The organism is uncultured Mycobacterium sp. (assembly GCF_964249325.1).
GTDB lineage: Bacteria > Actinomycetota > Actinomycetes > Mycobacteriales > Mycobacteriaceae > Mycobacterium.
In genome coordinates this window covers 1-17,772 of the sequence record NZ_CAXUCH010000084.1, presented here as the reverse complement: position 1 = coordinate 17,772, position 17,772 = coordinate 1, and the positions used below count along the sequence as shown (strand labels likewise).

The window sequence follows — 17,772 nt, the reverse complement described above, 5'->3', positions numbered from 1 at the left end:
GGCCAGGACCGGCAATGCGGGGATGTCGCCGCCGAAGACGGTGAATGAACTGAACGATGCAAATCCCACGTGCGAGCTGGACCCGACCCCGACCGCGGCCGCACCGACGATGACGTTGGGCGCATACAGCACCGACAGCACCGTCAGACTCAATTGGCCGAATACCGAACCGGTGATCGCGTAGAGCTCATGCATCGTGGCCCAGTGCACAACCAGCGATGCCGCCGTCACCAGACCGGACAGCCCGAAGAGTGCCAATACGCCCGCCGCTGCGGCACGTAGTGAACCACCCAGCCACTCCGGCAGCGGTGAGGCCGCCAGCACCCGAGGGCCGACCCGTGATCCCACCCCGATTGCCGCGCCGATGGCGTGCACCGCAATCACACCGGCGAACGCGCGCAATGCGTTGGGCGTTTGCAGCTCGGTGAGCACCGACCCTGCGTCGTGGATGATGGCCAAGGAAACGGCCGCAAAAAGCAACGGTCCCCCCAGCGCCGACGCCACGATCCAGCGGATGACGAACCAGGACGCCGTCGGCGGTGTGGAGAGCGCGGTGGTCCGCGCGGTCCCCCACACCATCAGCAGCACCGGAAGCAGCGGCATAACGCCCAGCTGGCGACCACCGATGGAGATCGGCACACCATGGACACCGAGCCACATGCTGGCGATGGCGCCCAGCGCGCCCGTCATGTCACTGTTGGCGATCAGCAACTGCAGCAGTGTGACCGCGGCAATGACGACCAGTGCCACCAGAGCAGGTCCGAATGCGACCCGAAGCAGGTCACGTGCCTGGTGTGCGCCCGCTGCTCGACTGTCCTGCACCTGCGTCAGTCTTTGCGCGCGTGGCTGGCTAGGCGCGGAAGCGCCTGGTTAGGACGGCGGTGGTCCTGACGGGGAGGATGGTGACTGCGGCTGCTGGCCCTGGCCGTGCTGCTGCTGGCCCTGCCCGGAGCCCCCGTGATTTCCGGAGTTCCCCTGACCGGTCCCCTGAGAGCCCTGACCCGAGCCGGACGGCGGCGGGCCATAGCTGGGAAAGCCGGTCGGCGGGGTCGGCGGACCCTGCTGCGAAGACTGCTGCTGCGGACCGGTCTGCGCGCCCGACTGCGAGCCTTGTTGCGAACCCTGCTGGTGACCGACGGCACCGAAACCACCGGTGGACGGCCCAGAGTAACCGCCGAACTGCGACCCGTAGCCGGAAGGCTGCGGACCGTGATGCTGGAACGGGCTGTGTTGCTGTCCGCCGGGCTGCCCGTAATATCCGCCGGGCTGCGCGCCGTACTGCCCGTACTGTGCGTACTGGTCGTATTTGGGCCGGGGTGCTGGCGCGGTGACGACGCCCGCGTCCAACAACAGTGCTACCACGGCGGCGATCGCCTGCAACACAGTGCACGCGAGCACAAACCACAGCGCCCAGCGGATGGAAAAGCCGCTGGGCTTGCTCAGCGTCTCTTGGATCACCACCAACGCGGCTAGCACCGCTATCGCTGCGACTATCGCGCGGTAGTTCTTGGCTTTGGGCAGCAAACTCACGGCTGCCAGCAGCCCGGCCAGCAAGGCCGCGGCGACACCGAGGCTTCCACCGCCGCTGGAAATTTCGTCCCCGGCGGGTCCCACATCGGCACTGATTGTCAGCATGGGACCGAAACTCGCCAGGTAGGCCGCTAAACCAAGTGCCACTACCGCGATGGTCAAGTAGAGGGGGAGCTTGCTGGCGCTGTCATCGGATTTGGCGAATGACGGTGTGGAGCCTCCGTAGGAGCCGGGGGACTGCGCGGGTTGATATCCGGGGCTACCGGGCGAGTAGGTCATTGCTTCTCCTGTGCTTCCAGTGCCGTTGGGGCGCCACGGTGTTGCGACGCTCTATTCCCCAGGCGCCGCTTCCCGCGGCGCTGCGTGGACCGCTCCATGAACGCCGTGACTTGCCAGCGCAGGCGTTGCGACGCGATTCGACCATCCACGCTAGCGCACGTTGCAGCGGGGGTGTCGCGGCGATCGGCGTGTCACCGTGGCGGGCGGCCGACCCGGCGAATCACTGCGCGCTTGCTCGCTGAAGGTGAAACACGTTCTAATTCTCGGCATGGATTACGGGCTTGTGCTTTTCACCAGCGACCGTGGCATCACCCCGGCGGCGGCCGCCCGGCTTGCCGAGAATCACGGCTTTCACACGTTCTACGTGCCTGAGCACACCCATATCCCGGTCAAGCGGCAGGCCGCGCACCCGACGACGGGCGACGCGTCGCTTCCCGATGACCGCTACATGCGCACCCTCGACCCATGGGTGAGCCTTGGCACGGCCTGCGCGGTCACCTCCCAGGTGCGCTTGGCCACCGCGGTGGCGTTGCCTGTCGAGCACGACCCGATCACGCTCGCGAAGTCCATTGCGACCCTTGACCATCTGTCGGGCGGCCGGGTGAACCTCGGTGTCGGATTCGGCTGGAACACCGACGAACTCGCCGACCACGGCGTGCCACCCGGGCGGCGGCGCACGATGCTGCGGGAATACATCGAGGCGATGCGCGCGCTGTGGACTCAGGAAGAACCCGCCTACGACGGCGAATTCGTCAACTTCGGACCTAGCTGGGCCTGGCCGAAACCCGTGCAACAGCACATCCCGGTATTGGTGGGGGCCGCCGGCACCGAGAAGAACTTCAAGTGGATTGCCCGCAGCGCCGATGGCTGGATCACCACTCCCCGCGACTTCGACATCGACGAACCGGTGAAGCTGTTGCAAGACATTTGGGCCGGCGCCGGCCGCGAGGGGGCTCCGCAGATTGTGGCCCTCGATTTGAAGCCGGTGCCGGAGAAGCTGGCGCACTGGGCCAAATTAGGCGTGACCGAGGTGCTTTTCGGGTTGCCCGACCGCTCCGAGGACGCGATCGCTGCCTACGTCGAGCGGCTGGCGGGCAAGCTCGCCGCTTGCGTGTGAGCAGACGCAAACGGCTCTAAAACGCCTGGTAACAAGGGGCGTTTGCGTCCAGTCAGCCTAGAGACGGCAGCGATTGCCGTAGTCGAACGAGCGCACCGACACCGTTTGCCCGAGCGGATCTGTGGTGAGCAAGGCGATCAGGTCGTCGTCCTCGGTGGTCGCAAGGAACCGGCTGTTGTCGGCGTCGAGCCGGCCGATGATGATCCCGGTCAGGCGTCCGTTGTCGCGGCGGATGGTGTAGGTCTCGATGGTGCCTGGGCCGTCGGCATGCTCGGTAACCGCCACGGCGGGCGCCGCGGCGATCTGGGTCTGCAGCTCGGCACTGCGATCGGGCTTCCACTCGACCGGCGTAGTCGAGTAGACGCCTACGGAGTACTTGCTCATGATGCCGCCGTTGGCGCCGACTAAACCGAATTGCCCAGGCGCACTGCGCATTCGGATGACTGTCTCCGCGACGCCGTGCATCGAGTAGTTGTTGCCGGCACCGCCGAAGAACGGCAGCCCGCCGGTCAAGGTCAGCCCGCGCGGGTCGTCGGGTGCGATGCCCGTGCCGTCGCAGATGTTGAACACCGGCACCGGAAAGCAGCTGTAAAGGTCGAAGGTGGCGACGTCATCGATCCCGAGACCGGCGACTCGCAGCGCCTCCCGCACACCCATCACCGCTGAGGGGGCATGCCCCAGATCGGGCCGGTCCAAAAGACTCTGCTCGGCCAGGTCGGCATGGCCGTGCAGGTACACCCAGTTCTCCTCCGGCACGCCCAGCCGCTGCGCGGCTCCCACCGACATCAGCAGCGCGGCTGCCCCCTGGTTCACTTGATCGCGGGCGACGAGCAGCCGGGGATAGGGGTCGGAGATCATCCGGTTGCTTTCGGTGACCGTGATCAGCTCCTCGACGCTGCGTTCGACAGGCGCGGCCGCGAACGGGTTGGCGGCGGCCACCTTGGTGAACGGCGCGAACAGCTCGCCCATCGAACGCAGGTAGTCGCCCGGGCTCAAACCGGTGCCGGCCCGTCGAGCGTTTTCCAGGAGTGCGTATTGGGTTGGGGCGTCCACCAGGCCGTGGATCACGGTGTAGCGACTGATGAGCCCTTCCAGACCGTAGCCGCGGTCTTCAAGCGAGCCCTCGACCGTCTCGGAGAAGTCCGGCCGGTTCTCAGTTCCAGCGAAGTAGCGGGTGGTCGAGGTGGCGTCGGAGCCGAAAATCAGCACCACCTCCGAGCGCCCCTTGGCGATCTCCGCGGCCAGTTCGTTGATCAGGTGTTGCGGGCCTTGGCCACCGACGATCTCCAAGATGGCGCGGCCGGGGTCGGCGTCGATGCGCTGAGCCACCGACCGCGGATAGTTGTTCGACTTGCCCAAGACCGGCTGAGCCGGCCCGGAGATCTCGAATTGCCGGACACCGGCCACCGTGTCGATTGCCGCGGCTACCTTCGCGAAGTCTGCGCCGCAGTCCTCCAGTGCGGCCCGGGCTGCGGCGCTGGCCAGCTCCACGGCCGACATCGCGCGGTAGTACGGGTCATCAATTCGCTCCGCTGCCTGCCCGACACCGACGACGACCGGCGTGCGTGGATTGATGGCGCCGCTCCTCCTCATCGCTCCGCTCTGCATCGTCGCCGGCGCGGATTGATGGCGCCGCTCCTCCTCATCGCTCCGCTCTGCATCGTCGCCGGCGTGGATTGATGGCGCCGCTCCTCCTCATCGCTCCGCTCTGCATCGTCGCCGGCGCGGATCGATGTTCACAGGGTCTGCAGGATTTTCCGGGCCAGCGCGGCGGTCTCCGACGGGGTCTTGCCTACCTGCACGCCGGCGGCCTCGAGAGCTTCCTTCTTGGCCGCGGCGGTGCCCGACGACCCGGAAACGATTGCCCCGGCATGGCCCATGGTCTTGCCTTCAGGGGCGGTGAACCCGGCGACATAGCCAATGACCGGCTTGGAGACATTGGCCTTGATGTAGTCGGCTGCCCGCTCCTCCGCGTCGCCGCCGATCTCCCCGATCATCACGATGATCTTGGTTTCCGGATCCTTCTCGAACGCTTCAATGGCGTCGATGTGGGTGGTACCGATCACCGGGTCACCGCCGATGCCGATCGAGGTGGAAAAGCCCAAATCGCGCAACTCGTACATCATCTGATAGGTCAAAGTGCCCGACTTGGACACCAGACCGATCGGACCGGGACCGGTGATGTTGGCCGGCGTGATACCGACGAGCGACTGGCCGGGGCTGATGATGCCGGGACAGTTCGGGCCGATGATGCGAGTCTTGTTGCCATGTTCCAGGTTGTAGGCCCACGCGTAGGCCGTGTCCTGCACCGGGATTCCCTCGGTGATGACGACCAGCAGTGGGATTTCGGAGTCGATCGCCTCGATGATCGCGTCCTTGGCAAACTTCGGCGGCACGAAGATGATCGACACGTCGGCGCCGGTCTCTTTCATCGCCTCGGCGACGCTGCCGAACACCGGCAGCTCGATCAGCCTGCCGCCCTTGTCCTCATGGGCGACGGTGGTGCCCGCCTTGCGCGCGTTGACGCCGCCTACGATCTGGGTTCCCGCCTTCAGCATCCGGGCGGTGTGGATGGTGGCCTCGCTGCCGGTGATTCCCTGGACGATGACCTTGTTGTCCTTGGTCAAAAAGATTGCCATTCCCCGTTGTCCTTCCTCTAGTGGCGACCCGCTGCGCCCGGCTTCGGCGCGCTTGCGATCGCCACGTCAGGCGCTCGCCAGCTCGGCGGCCTTGTCGGCGGCCTCGTCCATAGTGGGTACCAGCGTGACGAGGGGGTGGTTGGCTTCGGCCAGGATGCGGCGGCCCTCCTCGACGTTGTTGCCGTCGAGCCGCACCACCAGCGGCTTGGTGGCGGTGTCGCCGAGCATCCGCAGCGCCGATACGATGCCATTGGCTACCGCGTCGCAGGCCGTGATGCCGCCGAATACGTTGACAAACACGCTCTTGACCTGCTGGTCGCCCAGCACCACGTCCAGCCCCGCGGCCATCACCTCTGCCGAGGCGCCGCCGCCGATGTCGAGAAAGTTGGCGGGTTTCACCCCGCCGTGCTTCTCCCCGGCGTAGGCCACCACGTCGAGGGTCGACATCACCAGCCCGGCGCCGTTGCCGATGATGCCGACCTGTCCGTCGAGCTTGACGTAGTTGAGGTCGTGCTCCTTGGCTTTGAGCTCGAGCGGATTGGTGGCGTCGCGGTCCTCGAACTCGACGTGGCCGGGCTGGCGGAAGGCGGCGTTGGCGTCGAGAGTGATCTTGGCGTCCAGGGCCAGGATCTGGTCGTCAGGAGTGCGCACCATCGGGTTGACCTCAACCAGTGTGGCGTCCTCGGCGACGAACAGCTCCCAGAGCTTGTGGATGGTGACGGCGGCGGCGTCGAGCACCTCGCTCGGCAGATGGCCTTGCTCGGCGATGGACCGCGCGAACGCCTGGTCGACGCCCGTGACGGCGCTGACCGGAACCTTGGCCAGCCGCTCCGGTTTGGTGGCGGCGACCTCTTCGATCTCCATGCCCCCCTCCACCGAGCACATGGCCAGGTAGGTGCGGTTGGCGCGGTCGAGCAGGAAGGAGATGTAGTACTCCTCGGCGATGTCGCTCGCCTCGGATACCAGCAGTTTCTTCACGATGTGGCCCTTGATATCCAGGCCCAGGATGTTGCTGGCGTGCGTGTAGGCGTCCTCTGGGGTGGCCGCGTATTTCACACCGCCGGCCTTGCCACGTCCGCCGGTTTTGACCTGCGCTTTAACCATGACCGGCCGACCGATTTCCTCGGCGATCGCCTTTGCGCCGTCGGCACTGTCGGTCACCCGCCCCGGGGGGGTGGGCACGTCGTGCTTCGCGAACAACTCCTTCGCCTGATACTCGAAAAGATCCATGGGCTCACTGTCTATGTGTCGGCCTACATCTCGGCGGGCCGCGGTTTAGAACCACGCCTGCGGGGAACTGTATCGACACGGCCGCACAGCTCTGACGCCGCATCCGACGATGTGGCGGAGGTCACCGCGCGGGTTAAGTGATTCAGGTCACAATCCCCGGGCGGATTATCGGCATGGGTTGCCACTGTCCGTCGAAAGTGGTTAACGTCTCAGGGTCCAGATAACGTTATGGTTACGACCCGAGGACTTTCCAGGTTGACCCAGCATCGTCTTGCCCGGTCTCCTGCATCAGGAGCCTCTCGCCGATCCACCCACCGCTTGTCAGACCTCGACCGTAACGAGATAACTGACATCATCCCGTTCAACGAGTTCGGCAGCCTCGATGACCTGGACTTCAGCGACAACTGCGCGTTCGACAAGGAAGTGCACGTGTTGCGGGCGCCTGAGCTCGACGACCTGCACGACACCGACAACCTGATGCCGCTGTGGTTGGCCGCCCCAAGCGAGTTCGAGCCAGATCCCCGCCTCGAGCGTTGCGCCGACGACGAGCCGTACATCGACTTGCTAGATGACGATGCGGACACCACCGCGATTCCATGGCGACGCGGCCAGCACCGCAAGCCGGCGAACGGTGCTGTACGCGGGCGGGTGCTGATCACCGCGATGGCGGCGGGTGCGGCGGCGGCCGCGGCGCACTCCGCGACCCACCCCCACAACAGCGCGAAGACCGAGACAGTGCTGGCGGCTGACGCGTCACCGATGAACGGTGGCGCGATCAGCAACTCGGCGCGCGGCATGCAGATGATCACGGTGCGACCGGCCGCCAATGTCACCGTGCACAACGAGGAACTCGCCAAAGGGGTGGCGTTCGCTCAGGAACGGGCCCAACGCGAGGCCCGACTGCACCAGCCCCTGTTTGTCATGCCGACCAAGGGCATTTTCACTTCGGGCTTCGGATACCGCTGGGGCGTGCTGCACGCTGGGATCGACCTGGCCAACGCCATCGGCACCCCGATACTGGCGGTGTCCGACGGTGTGGTCATCGACGCCGGCCCCACCGCCGGCTACGGAATGTGGGTCAAGCTGCGCCACGCCGACGGAACGGTCACGCTCTACGGCCACGTCAACACCACACTGGTCAGCGTCGGCCAGCACGTGATGGCGGGCGATCAGATTGCCACCATGGGCAACCGCGGCGATTCCACCGGGCCGCACCTGCATTTCGAGGTGCTGCTAGGCGGCACCACGCGAGTCGACCCAGTGCCATGGTTGGCCCAGCGGGGTCTTAGCGTCGGCAACTACGCCGGTTAACCCAGCGACCGAACACACTTCCGGCTTACCCGCGATCTGTCGCGCAACGTCCCGTCACGCGAACTGCATTGCTGGGTTGGGTCATCACACTTCTGGATAACCTGGATAGCGACCCAAGCGACCGACGGCAGAAAGGCTGTGAGACGACTGCATCAGCCGATGACGACGCCGCAGCCGCCTCTGAGGCGTCATCGCAGGAAGACGAACCCCGGACGCGCATCATCCGGCGCGCCCCGACGACACCGTTGCCCCCGGTCACACACCAGCTTGAGACCACCCAACTTCCCCGACGGCCGGCTGCGTGGGAGGGCGCGGCTCGCGCCGTTCAGCGCGGCAGCTATGGCGCGATTGGAGCTGGCTCCGGGGAACAGAGCGGCGCGACTGCCGTCGCCACGTCTGCCGTCAGCTTCGTCAGCGGCTGGGCCACCGCGGTGGTGGCAACCGATCTGATCGCAGGCTGGTGGAGAAGCGACCGGCTGTTTTGCGTCGCGGTGGGATTCTTGGCTTTGGTCTTTGCCCTGGCAACTGTCGCGGGGGTGATTCTGCTGTTGCAGCGGCGGGGCCTCGGCCGCTACCTCATCGTCGCCGGGGCCGTGGTCGCGTTGCTCACATATGGCGGCATCTTTATCGCGGGCGCGCGCGTCGCCTGGATCGTGCAGGCGCTTCCGATATTGCCGATCGCCAGCGTGGTGCTGGCAATGCACCCGCAAACAAAGCGCTGGCTCGTCGACTAAGACGTCCCGGTCAGATCTTGGTGAGCGGGGCGTGGTTGTGCATCAGCTTGACGCGGCCCGAGCTGCCGAAGTCGATCAATGACATGGCCGATTCGCCGGCCCCGGACACTTCCTCCACCCGACCCAGCCCGTACTTGTCGTGGGAGACCCTATCGCCGGGCTGAAGCACTAGCGGTGGGCGCTTGGCAGCGGTTGAGCGAGCCGGCGACGGGCGTGGGGGGCCGAAGCGGCCGGCGCCGCTCACCGGTGCACTGAAGGACAGCGTGGGATCGGTGCGCCGCCAATCGATGAGCTCTTGCGGGATTTCGCGGAGGAACCGCGATTCTGGGTTGAGCATCGGCTGTCCCCACGACGACCGGACCTTGGCGCGGCTGACGTAGAGCCGCTGCCGGGCCCGGGTTATGCCGACGTAGGCCAGCCGCCGTTCCTCGGAGAGTTCGGCGGGATCATCCAGGGCCCGCATGTGCGGGAACATCCCGTCCTCCCAACCGGTCACAAACACTACCGGGAACTCGAGCCCCTTCGCGGTGTGCAACGTCATCAGCGTCACCACGCCCGCACTATGCTCGGGAATCTCGTCAGCGTCGGCAACCAGCGACACCCGTTCGAGGAACTCCGCCAGCTCACTGGTGTCGGGCACGTCTTCGTCCTCGGGGGTGTGCAAGGACTCGTCGAGCGCTGCAGCGTTGGACCGATCCGTGCTGAATTCGTGTGCGACGCTGACGAGTTCGTTGAGGTTGTCTAGCCGAGCCAGATCCTGGGGGTCTGTGGAAGATTCCAGTTCGGCACGGTAACCAGTCCGATTCAGCACCGCCTCCACCAGCTCACCAAGGTCGCCGTCGAGCCGGCCGCGCAACTCGTCAAGCAACTCGACGAAACCCGCAATCGCCTTCTCCGCACGGGCATTGAGCATCGGGATTTTGCCTTCCGCTGCGGCCTGCAGGGCATCGGCGAAACTGGCGCCGGTGTTCTCGGCGTACACCGTCACACAGGCCTCGGCGCGATCACCGATGCCGCGCCGCGGCGTGTTGAGTATGCGTCGCAGGCTGACCGCATCGCCCGGGTTGTCCAGCACCCGCAAGTAGGCGACGATGTCGCGGATTTCCCTACGCTCGTAAAACCGCACTCCCCCAACGACTTTGTACGGAATGCGGGCGCGGATGAAGACCTCCTCCAGCGACCGCGACGAGTTGTTGGTCCGGTAGAAGACGGCCACATCGTTGTACGTGATTTCGCCGCGCTCGACGAGTGCGTCGATTTCTTCGGCGACGAACCTGGCCTCGTCGTGCTCGTTGTCGGCGACGTAGCCGACGATCAACTCACCATTGCCCGCGTCGGTCCACAGTCGCTTGTCGCGACGCCCGGAGTTGCGGGCGATCACCGAATTGGCCGCCGACAGAATGTTTTGCGTGGAGCGGTAGTTCTGTTCCAGCAAAATCGTCGTGGCGTCCGGGTAGTCGCGCTCGAAGTCTTCGATGTTGCGGATGGTGGCGCCGCGGAACGCGTAGATCGACTGGTCGGCGTCACCGACCACGCATAACTCCCCCGGCGGGACGTCATCTTCGACGTCGCGACCGACCAATTCCCGCACCAACACGTACTGGGCGTGGTTGGTGTCCTGGTATTCGTCGACCAGGATGTGCCGAAATCGCCGCCGGTAGTGCTGGGCGATCTGCGGGAAGGTCTGCAATATTCCGACGGTTTCCGAAATGAGGTCGTCGAAGTCGAGCGCGTTGGCCGCCCGCAGCCGACGCTGGTATTCGGCGTAGACGGCGGCAACCGTGCGGGCGAGGTCGTCGGTGCCGTCCGAGACGCTGGCCGCGGCCTTTTCGGGGTCGATCAGCTCGTTCTTCAGGTTGGAAATGCGGTTGCCCAGCAATCGCGGCGAGTACCGCTTGATGTCGAGCCCCATGTCCCTGCCGACCATCTGCAGCAGACGTCGGGAATCGTCGGCGTCATAGATCGAGAAGTTCGAGTTCAAGCCCGGAATGAGCGAGGCATGGTTGCGCAAGATCCGCACGCACATTGAGTGGAATGTCGACACCCACATGGAACGGGCGCGCGGGCCGACGAGCTGCACCGCCCGCTCGCGCATCTCGGCGGCGGCCTTGTTGGTGAACGTGATGGCCAATATCTGCCCGACGCCGACGTCGCGCGCGGCCATCAGGTAAGCGATGCGGCGGGTCAGCACCGCCGTCTTGCCCGAGCCGGCACCGGCGACGATCAGAAGCGGCGAGCCCTCGTGCAGCACGGCCTGACGCTGCTGCGGGTTGAGGCCGTCGAGGAGCTGCTCTGCCTCCGGGGCTGGCCGGGCATCGGTAATGCGAATGGTCATATCGGTCCAAACTTACCGCCGTTCGCCGACAGTTTTTGCGTTGGCGCGACCGATAGTGGCTACACTCGACCCGTGCTCGAAGCGCAGCTTGGTCGACGATCGTGACGCAAGCGCGTCGCCGATTTTTCTACCGGTATCCGACAGCGGTGCCCGTGGCTTAGCTGCTTCCCAGAGCCCCGTGGTTCACGTCCGGATACGGGGCTCGTCTGTTGTGTGAGGCCCGATACCGGATGAGACCAGATTCCCCACACGACGAGAACCCGGAGACCAAACACATGGAAACCGAAGAGCTTCCAAACATCGACGAGCTGCGGCAGGAGATCGACCGCCTCGACGCCGAGATCCTCGCCGCAGTCAAACGCCGCACCGAGGTGTCCAGAGAAATCGGCAAACGTCGGATGGCGTCGGGCGGCACCCGGCTGGTACACCGTCGCGAGATGAAGGTCATCGAGCGCTACAGCGAGCTGGGTCCCGACGGCAAGGATCTGGCGATGCTGCTGCTGCGGATGGGCCGCGGCCGGCTCGGGCACTAACCAACCGGCCCAGGTGCCCAGCAGAAGGCCGACACCCAGCTTTCGGGCGACAGACGCTGACCAGGCCGGCTGATGCGTGTGCATCCAGGGTTTCGACTCTGTGCTGACGGTTTCAAGCGTGCGCTGATTGCGGCGCCTTGGCGATTTTTCCGTCCTGGATGCACAGTGGATGAACGACGCCGGGCTGACTACATACCCGCAGCTCAGAGGAGCCAGTGAGCGACCATATCTGTTTGGCGTGACTATGGTCGGAAAGCATGACCGCGGTTCGCCACATTCCCGACATCACAGCCACCCCGCCATGGAACGCCCTGCGCAGGCATCACGACGAGATGAAAGACACCAACCTGCGCCAGCTGTTCGCCGACGATTCCGACCGCGGACGCGAGTTCACCGTCACTGTCGGCGATCTGTTTATCGACTACAGCAAACACCGGATCACCCGTGTGACGCTCAAACTGCTGACCGACCTGGCGAGGGCAGCCAACTTGGAACAGCGTCGCGACGACATGTTCGCCGGCAAGCACATCAACACCTCGGAAGACCGCGCGGTGCTGCACACCGCGCTGCGGCTGCCGCGGGACGCCAAGCTGATTGTGGACGGGCAGAACCTCGTCGAGGACGTACACGCGGTGCTGGACAGGATGGGCGATTTCACCGATCGGCTGCGCAGCGGCGAGTGGACCGGAGCCACCGGAGAACGGATCAGCACCGTAGTCAATATCGGAATCGGTGGTTCGGATCTGGGCCCCGTGATGGTGTATCAGGCGCTGCGCCACTACGTGGACGCCGGGATCTCGGCGCGGTTCGTCTCTAATGTCGATCCCGCCGACTTGACCGCGAAGCTGGCCGACTTGGACCCCGCCACAACACTTTTCATCGTCTCGTCGAAGACCTTTTCTACCTTGGAGACGCTGACCAACGCGACCGCGGCCCGACGCTGGCTGACCGACGCGCTCGGCGACGACGCGGTGGCCAAGCATTTCGTCGCGGTCTCGACGAATGAAAAGCTGGTCGAGGAGTTCGGCATCGACACGGCCAACATGTTCGGCTTCTGGGATTGGGTCGGCGGCCGCTATTCGGTGGACTCGGCGATCGGACTGTCGGTGATGGCGGTGATCGGTCGGGAACGGTTTGCCGATTTTCTGTCCGGATTCCACATCGTCGACGAGCACTTCAAGACCGCGCCGTTGGAGTCCAACGCGCCTGCGCTGCTTGGTCTGATCGGGTTGTGGTACTCCAATTTCTTTGGCGCGCAATCACGAGCGGTGCTGCCCTACTCCAACGACATGGCGCGCTTCGCCGCCTATCTGCAGCAGTTGACAATGGAATCCAACGGCAAGTCGGTGCGCGCCGACGGCACACCCGTCACCACGGACACCGGTGAAATCTATTGGGGCGAGCCGGGAACCAACGGCCAGCACGCCTTCTACCAGTTGCTCCATCAGGGCACTCGGCTGATACCGGCCGATTTCATCGGCTTTTCCCAGCCGCTCGACGACCTGCCGGACGCCGACGGCAAGGGCAGCATGCACGATCTGTTGATGAGCAACTTCTTCGCCCAGACGCAGGTGCTGGCGTTCGGCAAGACCGCGGAGGAGATAGCCGCTGAAGGTACGCCCGCCGACGTTGTGCCGCACAAGGTGATGCCCGGCAACCGGCCTACCACGTCGATTCTGGCGACCCGGCTGACCCCATCGGTGCTGGGGCAGCTGATCGCCCTCTACGAGCACCAGGTGTTCACCGAGGGTGTGGTGTGGGGCATCGACTCGTTCGACCAGTGGGGTGTGGAGCTGGGCAAGACGCAGGCCAAGGAGCTGCTGCCAGTGATCAGCAGCGACGCCTCACCGGACAGGCAGTCCGACAGCTCCACCGACTCGCTGGTGCGCCGCTACCGCACCGAAAGAGGCCGCCGCGCCTAGTCGATGCGCGACAGTGAATCTGGCGACGGGACACGCCATGGGGCGTCGTCAGATTCACGGTGGGGGCGTGGCTACGCCCAGTACTTGGTTAGCGGCGGCGGCAATACCCGCATCAGCTGGACCATCGGCGCCCACGGCCACGACGGCACCGCGGCCCGGCCTGGCTCGCGCTCGATGGCGCCCACCAACGCCTTGACGCCTGTTTCGTTGTTCACCATGAACAGCGTTGACGCCGATTTCGCGGTCATCTCCGACTCGATGTAGCCGGGCTCGATCACCGATACCTTGATTGGGCCGCTGCGGTATTCGGCGCGCAGCGATTCTCCCAGCGAGCGGATACCGGCTTTGCTAGCGGCATAAGCCGCCTTGACTCCCGGGACTCCCTTGGCGCCCAGCACCGAGGAGATCAGCACCAAATGCCCCGAACCGGCCTGCTTGAACATTTCCAGCGCCGTTTCGATCTGGACGAGAGCCGCCACCAGGTTGGTTTCGATCGTCGCTTTGTTGGCCCACAGCTTGCCCGACCCCAACGGTGCGCCCTTGCCGATGCCGGCGTCGACGATTATTCGGTCGACTCCGCCGAGCGTGTCGGCAAGCTCGGCGAACACTTTCGGCACCTGCTCGTGGTCGTTGACGTCAAGCGCGGCGACGGCGACCGTGATACCCGGATATTGTTGTGTCAGCTCGTCTTTCAGCTCGTCGAGCCGGTCAGTGCGACGAGCGCAAAGCGCCAGGTCACGGCCGTTGGCGGCGAATTGCCGCGCCATTCCGGCGCCCAACCCCGAGCTGGCGCCGGTGATGAGGATTTTCTGGCGAATCACCCAGGCAGCATAGCGGCGGTCGCCGCCATCAGCTCAGCAGCGGGTCGCCGCCAGCGGCCCAGCTACTTCAGGAGCCGCGACATCCGCCGGTCGGCCAGCACCTTGCCACCGGTCTGGCAGGTCGGGCAGTACTGGAACGACTTGTCGGCGAACGACACCTCGCGCACCGTGTCGCCGCACACCGGGCAGGGCAGACCGGTGCGGGCGTGCACCCGCAATCCGGAGCGCTTTTCGCCCTTCAACGTGGCCGCCTGTTGGCCGACCGAGCGAGTGACAGCGTCGGTGAGCACAGACATCATCGCGTCGTGCACCGTCAAGACTTGTTCATGCGAAAGTTTCGCAGCCGTGGCGAACGGCGAGATCTGAGCGACGTGCAGGATCTCGTCGCTATAGGCGTTGCCGATGCCGGCGATCACCTTCTGGTCGGTCAGCACCGTCTTGATCCGCCCGCTCTGTCCGGCGAGCAGACCGGCCAGCTGGTCGGGGCTGACCTCCAATGCGTCGGGTCCCAGCGCCGCGATGCCCGGCACCTTCGCAGGATCGTCGACCAGCCACACCGCCAGCCGCTTCTGCGTGCCGGCCTCGCTGAGGTCGAAGCCGGGCGCCTCGCCCGGCGTGCCCAAGTGGACACGCAGCGCGATCGGGCCCTTGCCCGGGCGCAGTGGCGCGGCCGGCAGCGCGTCGGACCATCGCAGCCAGCCGGCCCGCGACAGGTGGGTGATGAGGAACAGCTCCCCGGCCCGCACACCGAGGTATTTGCCCCACCGCTCGGCTCCGGCGACGGTCCGACCATGCAGCGTGGTGATGGGCGGATCGAAGGTCTTGAGCACGGAAAACGCTGCAACGTCGACGCGGCCGATCGTCATACCGAGCGCGTGGCGGCGCAAATGGTCGGCCAGCGCTTCGACTTCCGGGAGTTCAGGCACCTATCCAGTGTGCCCGTCACCTGCGGGCGGCGCGCCTGACGTCACGAGCCGCCAGCGACAACAGCCAGCTCACGATCGACAACATGATCGCCGCCCAAATCGCGGTCCACCAGAAGTGGTCGATATGTAGCCCCCAGTGGGTGGTATGCCGGGTGATCCAGGCCGTGATCCACAACATCAATGCGTTGATGACGACGTGAAACAGGCCCAGAGTGAGGATGTAGAGCGGAATCGACAGGATCTGCACGATCGGTTTGATGAAAGCGTTGACCAGACCGAAGATCACCGCGACCACGAAGATGATGCCGACCCTTCCCAGTCGGCTATCGCCGCCGACAAAGCTGATCCCGCGGACGAAAAGCGTGACTACCCACAAGGCGAATCCTGTGAACACGGCGCGGACGAGAAAAGTCCCCATGCGCGCAGATCCTGCCACGGCGCAACGGTGCGAAACCTACACCGCCGCGCGCAATAAATAGGTGTCCATGATCCAGCCGTGCCGGGCGCGGGCGTCGGCACGCAGCGAGGCTATCCGCTCCCCCACCTCGCCGACCGTGCCGGATACCAGCAGCTCGTCGTCGGTGCCCAGGTAGGCGCCCCACCAAATCCGGGTATCGGCCGAACACACCCGAAATGAGCACTCGCCGTCGAGCATGACCACCGCTGAGCCGGCCAGCCCGTGCGCGCGTAGCTGCCGCCCGGTAGTGATCAAAACCGGTTCGCCCACCTCGTTCAAAGGAATGCGATGGCGGGCGGTCAGCGCCTGCACAGCGGTGATGCCGGGGATCACGTCGTAGCTGATGTCGATCTCGGCAGCCACCGCCTCCAGGATGCGCAACGTGCTGTCATACAGCGACGGGTCACCCCAAGCCAGAAATGCGCCGACGCCTCCTGGTTGCAGCTCGGCAGCAATGGCGGTGGACCAGACCTGTGCGCGCGCCGCATGCCAGTCGGACACCGCCTCCCAATAGTCGGCACTCGTCGCCCGCGGCGGGTCCGCTAGTTCGACGAATCGGTAGGCCGGCTCGCGGATGAATCGGGCGCAGATCTCACGGCGCAATGCCACGAGATCGCTTTTGGCGTCCCCCTTGTCCATCGCGAAGAACACCTGCGTGTCGTTGAGTGCCTCCACCGCTTGGACCGTGACGTAGTCGGGATCCCCTGCCCCGATGCCGATGACGTGGATATGCCGACTGGTCATCTCGTCCCTTCTGGTGTTGTGGTCCCAGTGTTTCGGCGCACCGCTTCGGGGTAATCTCGGCCCGAGTGCGGGTCGCTCCCCAGCGCGCTGGTGAGGGGAGGAAAGATGGTCACCGAAGCGGGGCCTGTGCAAACCCTGACCGCCCACAGGCCCTATCCGCATCCTCGCCGCACCCGCGGCCAGCTCGTCTGGAACCTCGTCACGACGACCGATCACAAGCTGATCGGCCAGATGTACCTTGCCACGGCGTTCGGGTTCTTTTTCACGGCCGGCCTGATGGCACTGCTCATGCGCGCCGAATTGGCCGCGCCGGGGCTGCAGTTCTTGTCCAACGAGCAGTACAACCAGCTGTTCACCATGCACGGCACGATCATGCTGCTGCTGTATGCGACCCCGGTCGTGTTCGGCTTCGCCAATGTAGCGCTGCCGCTGCAAATCGGCGCGCCCGATGTCGCCTTTCCGCGGCTCAACGCCTTCTCCTACTGGCTGTTCCTTTTCGGCGGGCTCGTCGTGCTGGCCGGTTTCATCACCCCGAGCGGGCCCGCCGACTTCGGGTGGACCGCCTATACGCCGCTATCCGACGCCATCCACTCGGCAGGCGCCGGCGCCGACTTGTGGATCGTCGGACTGATCCTGTCCGGATTCGGCACCATCCTGTCGGCGGTCAACATGGTCACCACCGTGATCTGCATGCGCGCCCCCGGTATGACGATGTTCCGCCTGCCGATCTTCACGTGGAACATCATGGCGACCAGCGTGCTGGTCTTTCTGGCCTTCCCGATTTTGACCGCGGCGCTGTTCGGGCTGGCCGCCGACCGGCACCTAGGCGCCCACATTTACGACGCGGCCAACGGCGGACCCATCTTGTGGCAGCACCTGTTCTGGTTCTTCGGCCACCCCGAGGTCTACATCGTCGCGCTGCCGTTCTTCGGCATCGTCACCGAGATCCTGCCGGTGTTCTCCCGCAAACCGGTCTTCGGCTACACCACACTGGTCTATGCGACATGGGCCATCGCCGGGCTGTCCGCTGCGGTGTGGGCACACCACATGTTCGCCACCGGCGCGGTGTTGCTGCCGTTCTTTTCGTTCATGACGTATCTGATCGCGGTGCCGACCGGGATCAAGTTCTTCAACTGGACCGGCACGATGTGGAAGGGCCAGTTGACATTCGAGACGCCGATGCTGTTTTCGATC

The 17,772-nt window shown here is 65.2% G+C and carries 16 protein-coding genes and 1 pseudogene; 6 read left to right on the top strand and 11 right to left on the bottom strand.

Going from position 1 to position 17,772, the window contains the following annotated elements; all coding sequences use genetic code 11:
- Both ACFE99_RS12615 and ACFE99_RS12610 read right to left on the bottom strand, forming a co-directional pair.
- A partial coding sequence (locus ACFE99_RS12615; protein WP_375485721.1) for a DUF6350 family protein occupies positions 1-822 on the bottom strand: 822 nt, incomplete at its 3' end.
- Positions 823-870: 48 nt separating this feature from the next.
- Entirely contained in the window at positions 871-1,809 is a 939-nt protein-coding gene (locus tag ACFE99_RS12610) for a DUF5336 domain-containing protein (protein ID WP_375485719.1), read from the bottom strand.
- Between the two features lie 268 nt (positions 1,810-2,077).
- Here ACFE99_RS12610 and ACFE99_RS12605 point away from each other — a divergent pair, with 268 nt between their 5' ends.
- On the top strand, positions 2,078-2,926 hold the full coding sequence (locus ACFE99_RS12605) for an LLM class F420-dependent oxidoreductase (RefSeq protein ID WP_375485716.1): 849 nt from the start codon (positions 2,078-2,080) through the stop codon (positions 2,924-2,926).
- Between the two features lie 57 nt (positions 2,927-2,983).
- Here ACFE99_RS12605 and ACFE99_RS12600 read toward each other — a convergent pair whose 3' ends face one another.
- The 3 genes from ACFE99_RS12600 to sucC form a co-directional block, all read right to left on the bottom strand.
- On the bottom strand, positions 2,984-4,519 hold the full coding sequence (locus ACFE99_RS12600; RefSeq protein WP_375485714.1) for an acetyl-CoA acetyltransferase: 1,536 nt from the start codon (positions 4,517-4,519) through the stop codon (positions 2,984-2,986).
- 143 nt (positions 4,520-4,662) lie between these two features.
- Positions 4,663-5,565 carry a succinate--CoA ligase subunit alpha gene (gene sucD / locus ACFE99_RS12595; protein WP_375485712.1) on the bottom strand — a complete coding sequence of 301 codons (903 nt, stop codon included), beginning with the start codon at positions 5,563-5,565 and terminating at the stop codon, positions 4,663-4,665.
- 66 nt (positions 5,566-5,631) lie between these two features.
- The gene (sucC, locus tag ACFE99_RS12590) at positions 5,632-6,795 is read right to left on the bottom strand and encodes an ADP-forming succinate--CoA ligase subunit beta (protein ID WP_375485710.1); all 1,164 of its coding nucleotides are present in this window, start codon (positions 6,793-6,795) and stop codon (positions 5,632-5,634) included.
- Between the two features lie 255 nt (positions 6,796-7,050).
- Between sucC and ACFE99_RS12585 the strand changes: the two genes are divergently transcribed.
- Both ACFE99_RS12585 and ACFE99_RS12580 read left to right on the top strand, forming a co-directional pair.
- Positions 7,051-8,106, top strand: a complete 1,056-nt coding sequence (locus ACFE99_RS12585; RefSeq protein WP_375485708.1) for a M23 family metallopeptidase — start codon at positions 7,051-7,053, stop codon at positions 8,104-8,106.
- Between the two features lie 218 nt (positions 8,107-8,324).
- On the top strand, positions 8,325-8,840 hold the full coding sequence (locus tag ACFE99_RS12580) for a hypothetical protein (RefSeq protein WP_375485725.1): 516 nt from the start codon (positions 8,325-8,327) through the stop codon (positions 8,838-8,840).
- A gap of 10 nt (positions 8,841-8,850) precedes the next feature.
- Here ACFE99_RS12580 and pcrA read toward each other — a convergent pair whose 3' ends face one another.
- Positions 8,851-11,175, bottom strand: a complete 2,325-nt coding sequence (gene pcrA / locus ACFE99_RS12575) for a DNA helicase PcrA (protein ID WP_375485706.1) — start codon at positions 11,173-11,175, stop codon at positions 8,851-8,853.
- A 230-nt stretch (positions 11,176-11,405) separates the two neighbouring features.
- Between pcrA and ACFE99_RS12570 the strand changes: the two genes are divergently transcribed.
- Together ACFE99_RS12570 and pgi are read left to right on the top strand one after the other, a co-directional pair.
- A complete protein-coding gene (locus tag ACFE99_RS12570) occupies positions 11,406-11,708 on the top strand; it encodes a chorismate mutase (protein ID WP_375485704.1) in 303 nt (100 codons plus the stop codon).
- 257 nt (positions 11,709-11,965) lie between these two features.
- Entirely contained in the window at positions 11,966-13,630 is a 1,665-nt protein-coding gene (gene pgi / locus ACFE99_RS12565) for a glucose-6-phosphate isomerase (protein WP_375485702.1), read from the top strand.
- A gap of 71 nt (positions 13,631-13,701) precedes the next feature.
- Here pgi and ACFE99_RS12560 read toward each other — a convergent pair whose 3' ends face one another.
- From ACFE99_RS12560 to cobF, 5 genes and pseudogenes are all read right to left on the bottom strand, one after another.
- On the bottom strand, positions 13,702-14,451 hold the full coding sequence (locus ACFE99_RS12560) for an SDR family oxidoreductase (RefSeq protein WP_375485700.1): 750 nt from the start codon (positions 14,449-14,451) through the stop codon (positions 13,702-13,704).
- 62 nt (positions 14,452-14,513) lie between these two features.
- Positions 14,514-14,981 carry a zinc finger domain-containing protein gene (locus ACFE99_RS12555; protein ID WP_375485723.1) on the bottom strand — a complete coding sequence of 156 codons (468 nt, stop codon included), beginning with the start codon at positions 14,979-14,981 and terminating at the stop codon, positions 14,514-14,516.
- A 159-nt stretch (positions 14,982-15,140) separates the two neighbouring features.
- A pseudogene (locus ACFE99_RS12550) lies at positions 15,141-15,377 on the bottom strand (DNA-formamidopyrimidine glycosylase family protein); the annotation flags it as partial.
- Positions 15,378-15,393: 16 nt separating this feature from the next.
- Positions 15,394-15,795: a phage holin family protein gene (locus ACFE99_RS12545; RefSeq protein WP_375485698.1), complete on the bottom strand. Its 402-nt coding sequence runs from the start codon at positions 15,793-15,795 to the stop codon at positions 15,394-15,396.
- Between the two features lie 36 nt (positions 15,796-15,831).
- On the bottom strand, positions 15,832-16,578 hold the full coding sequence (gene cobF, locus ACFE99_RS12540; RefSeq protein WP_375485696.1) for a precorrin-6A synthase (deacetylating): 747 nt from the start codon (positions 16,576-16,578) through the stop codon (positions 15,832-15,834).
- A 105-nt stretch (positions 16,579-16,683) separates the two neighbouring features.
- Between cobF and ACFE99_RS12535 the strand changes: the two genes are divergently transcribed.
- Positions 16,684-17,772 (top strand): cbb3-type cytochrome c oxidase subunit I (locus ACFE99_RS12535; RefSeq protein WP_375485694.1); only part of this gene is annotated, 1,089 nt, incomplete at its 3' end.

Coding starts and splice junctions, on each gene's coding strand:
- ACFE99_RS12545 (WP_375485698.1), bottom strand. CDS start 15,795: ATGGGGACTTTTCTCGTCCGCGCCGTGTTCACAGGATTCGCCTTGTGG.
- pgi (WP_375485702.1), top strand. CDS start 11,966: ATGACCGCGGTTCGCCACATTCCCGACATCACAGCCACCCCGCCATGG.
- pcrA (WP_375485706.1), bottom strand. CDS start 11,175: ATGACCATTCGCATTACCGATGCCCGGCCAGCCCCGGAGGCAGAGCAG.
- sucC (WP_375485710.1), bottom strand. CDS start 6,795: ATGGATCTTTTCGAGTATCAGGCGAAGGAGTTGTTCGCGAAGCACGAC.
- ACFE99_RS12600 (WP_375485714.1), bottom strand. CDS start 4,519: ATGAGGAGGAGCGGCGCCATCAATCCACGCACGCCGGTCGTCGTCGGT.
- ACFE99_RS12610 (WP_375485719.1), bottom strand. CDS start 1,809: ATGACCTACTCGCCCGGTAGCCCCGGATATCAACCCGCGCAGTCCCCC.
- ACFE99_RS12605 (WP_375485716.1), top strand. CDS start 2,078: ATGGATTACGGGCTTGTGCTTTTCACCAGCGACCGTGGCATCACCCCG.
- ACFE99_RS12570 (WP_375485704.1), top strand. CDS start 11,406: ATGAGACCAGATTCCCCACACGACGAGAACCCGGAGACCAAACACATG.
- cobF (WP_375485696.1), bottom strand. CDS start 16,578: ATGACCAGTCGGCATATCCACGTCATCGGCATCGGGGCAGGGGATCCC.
- sucD (WP_375485712.1), bottom strand. CDS start 5,565: ATGGCAATCTTTTTGACCAAGGACAACAAGGTCATCGTCCAGGGAATC.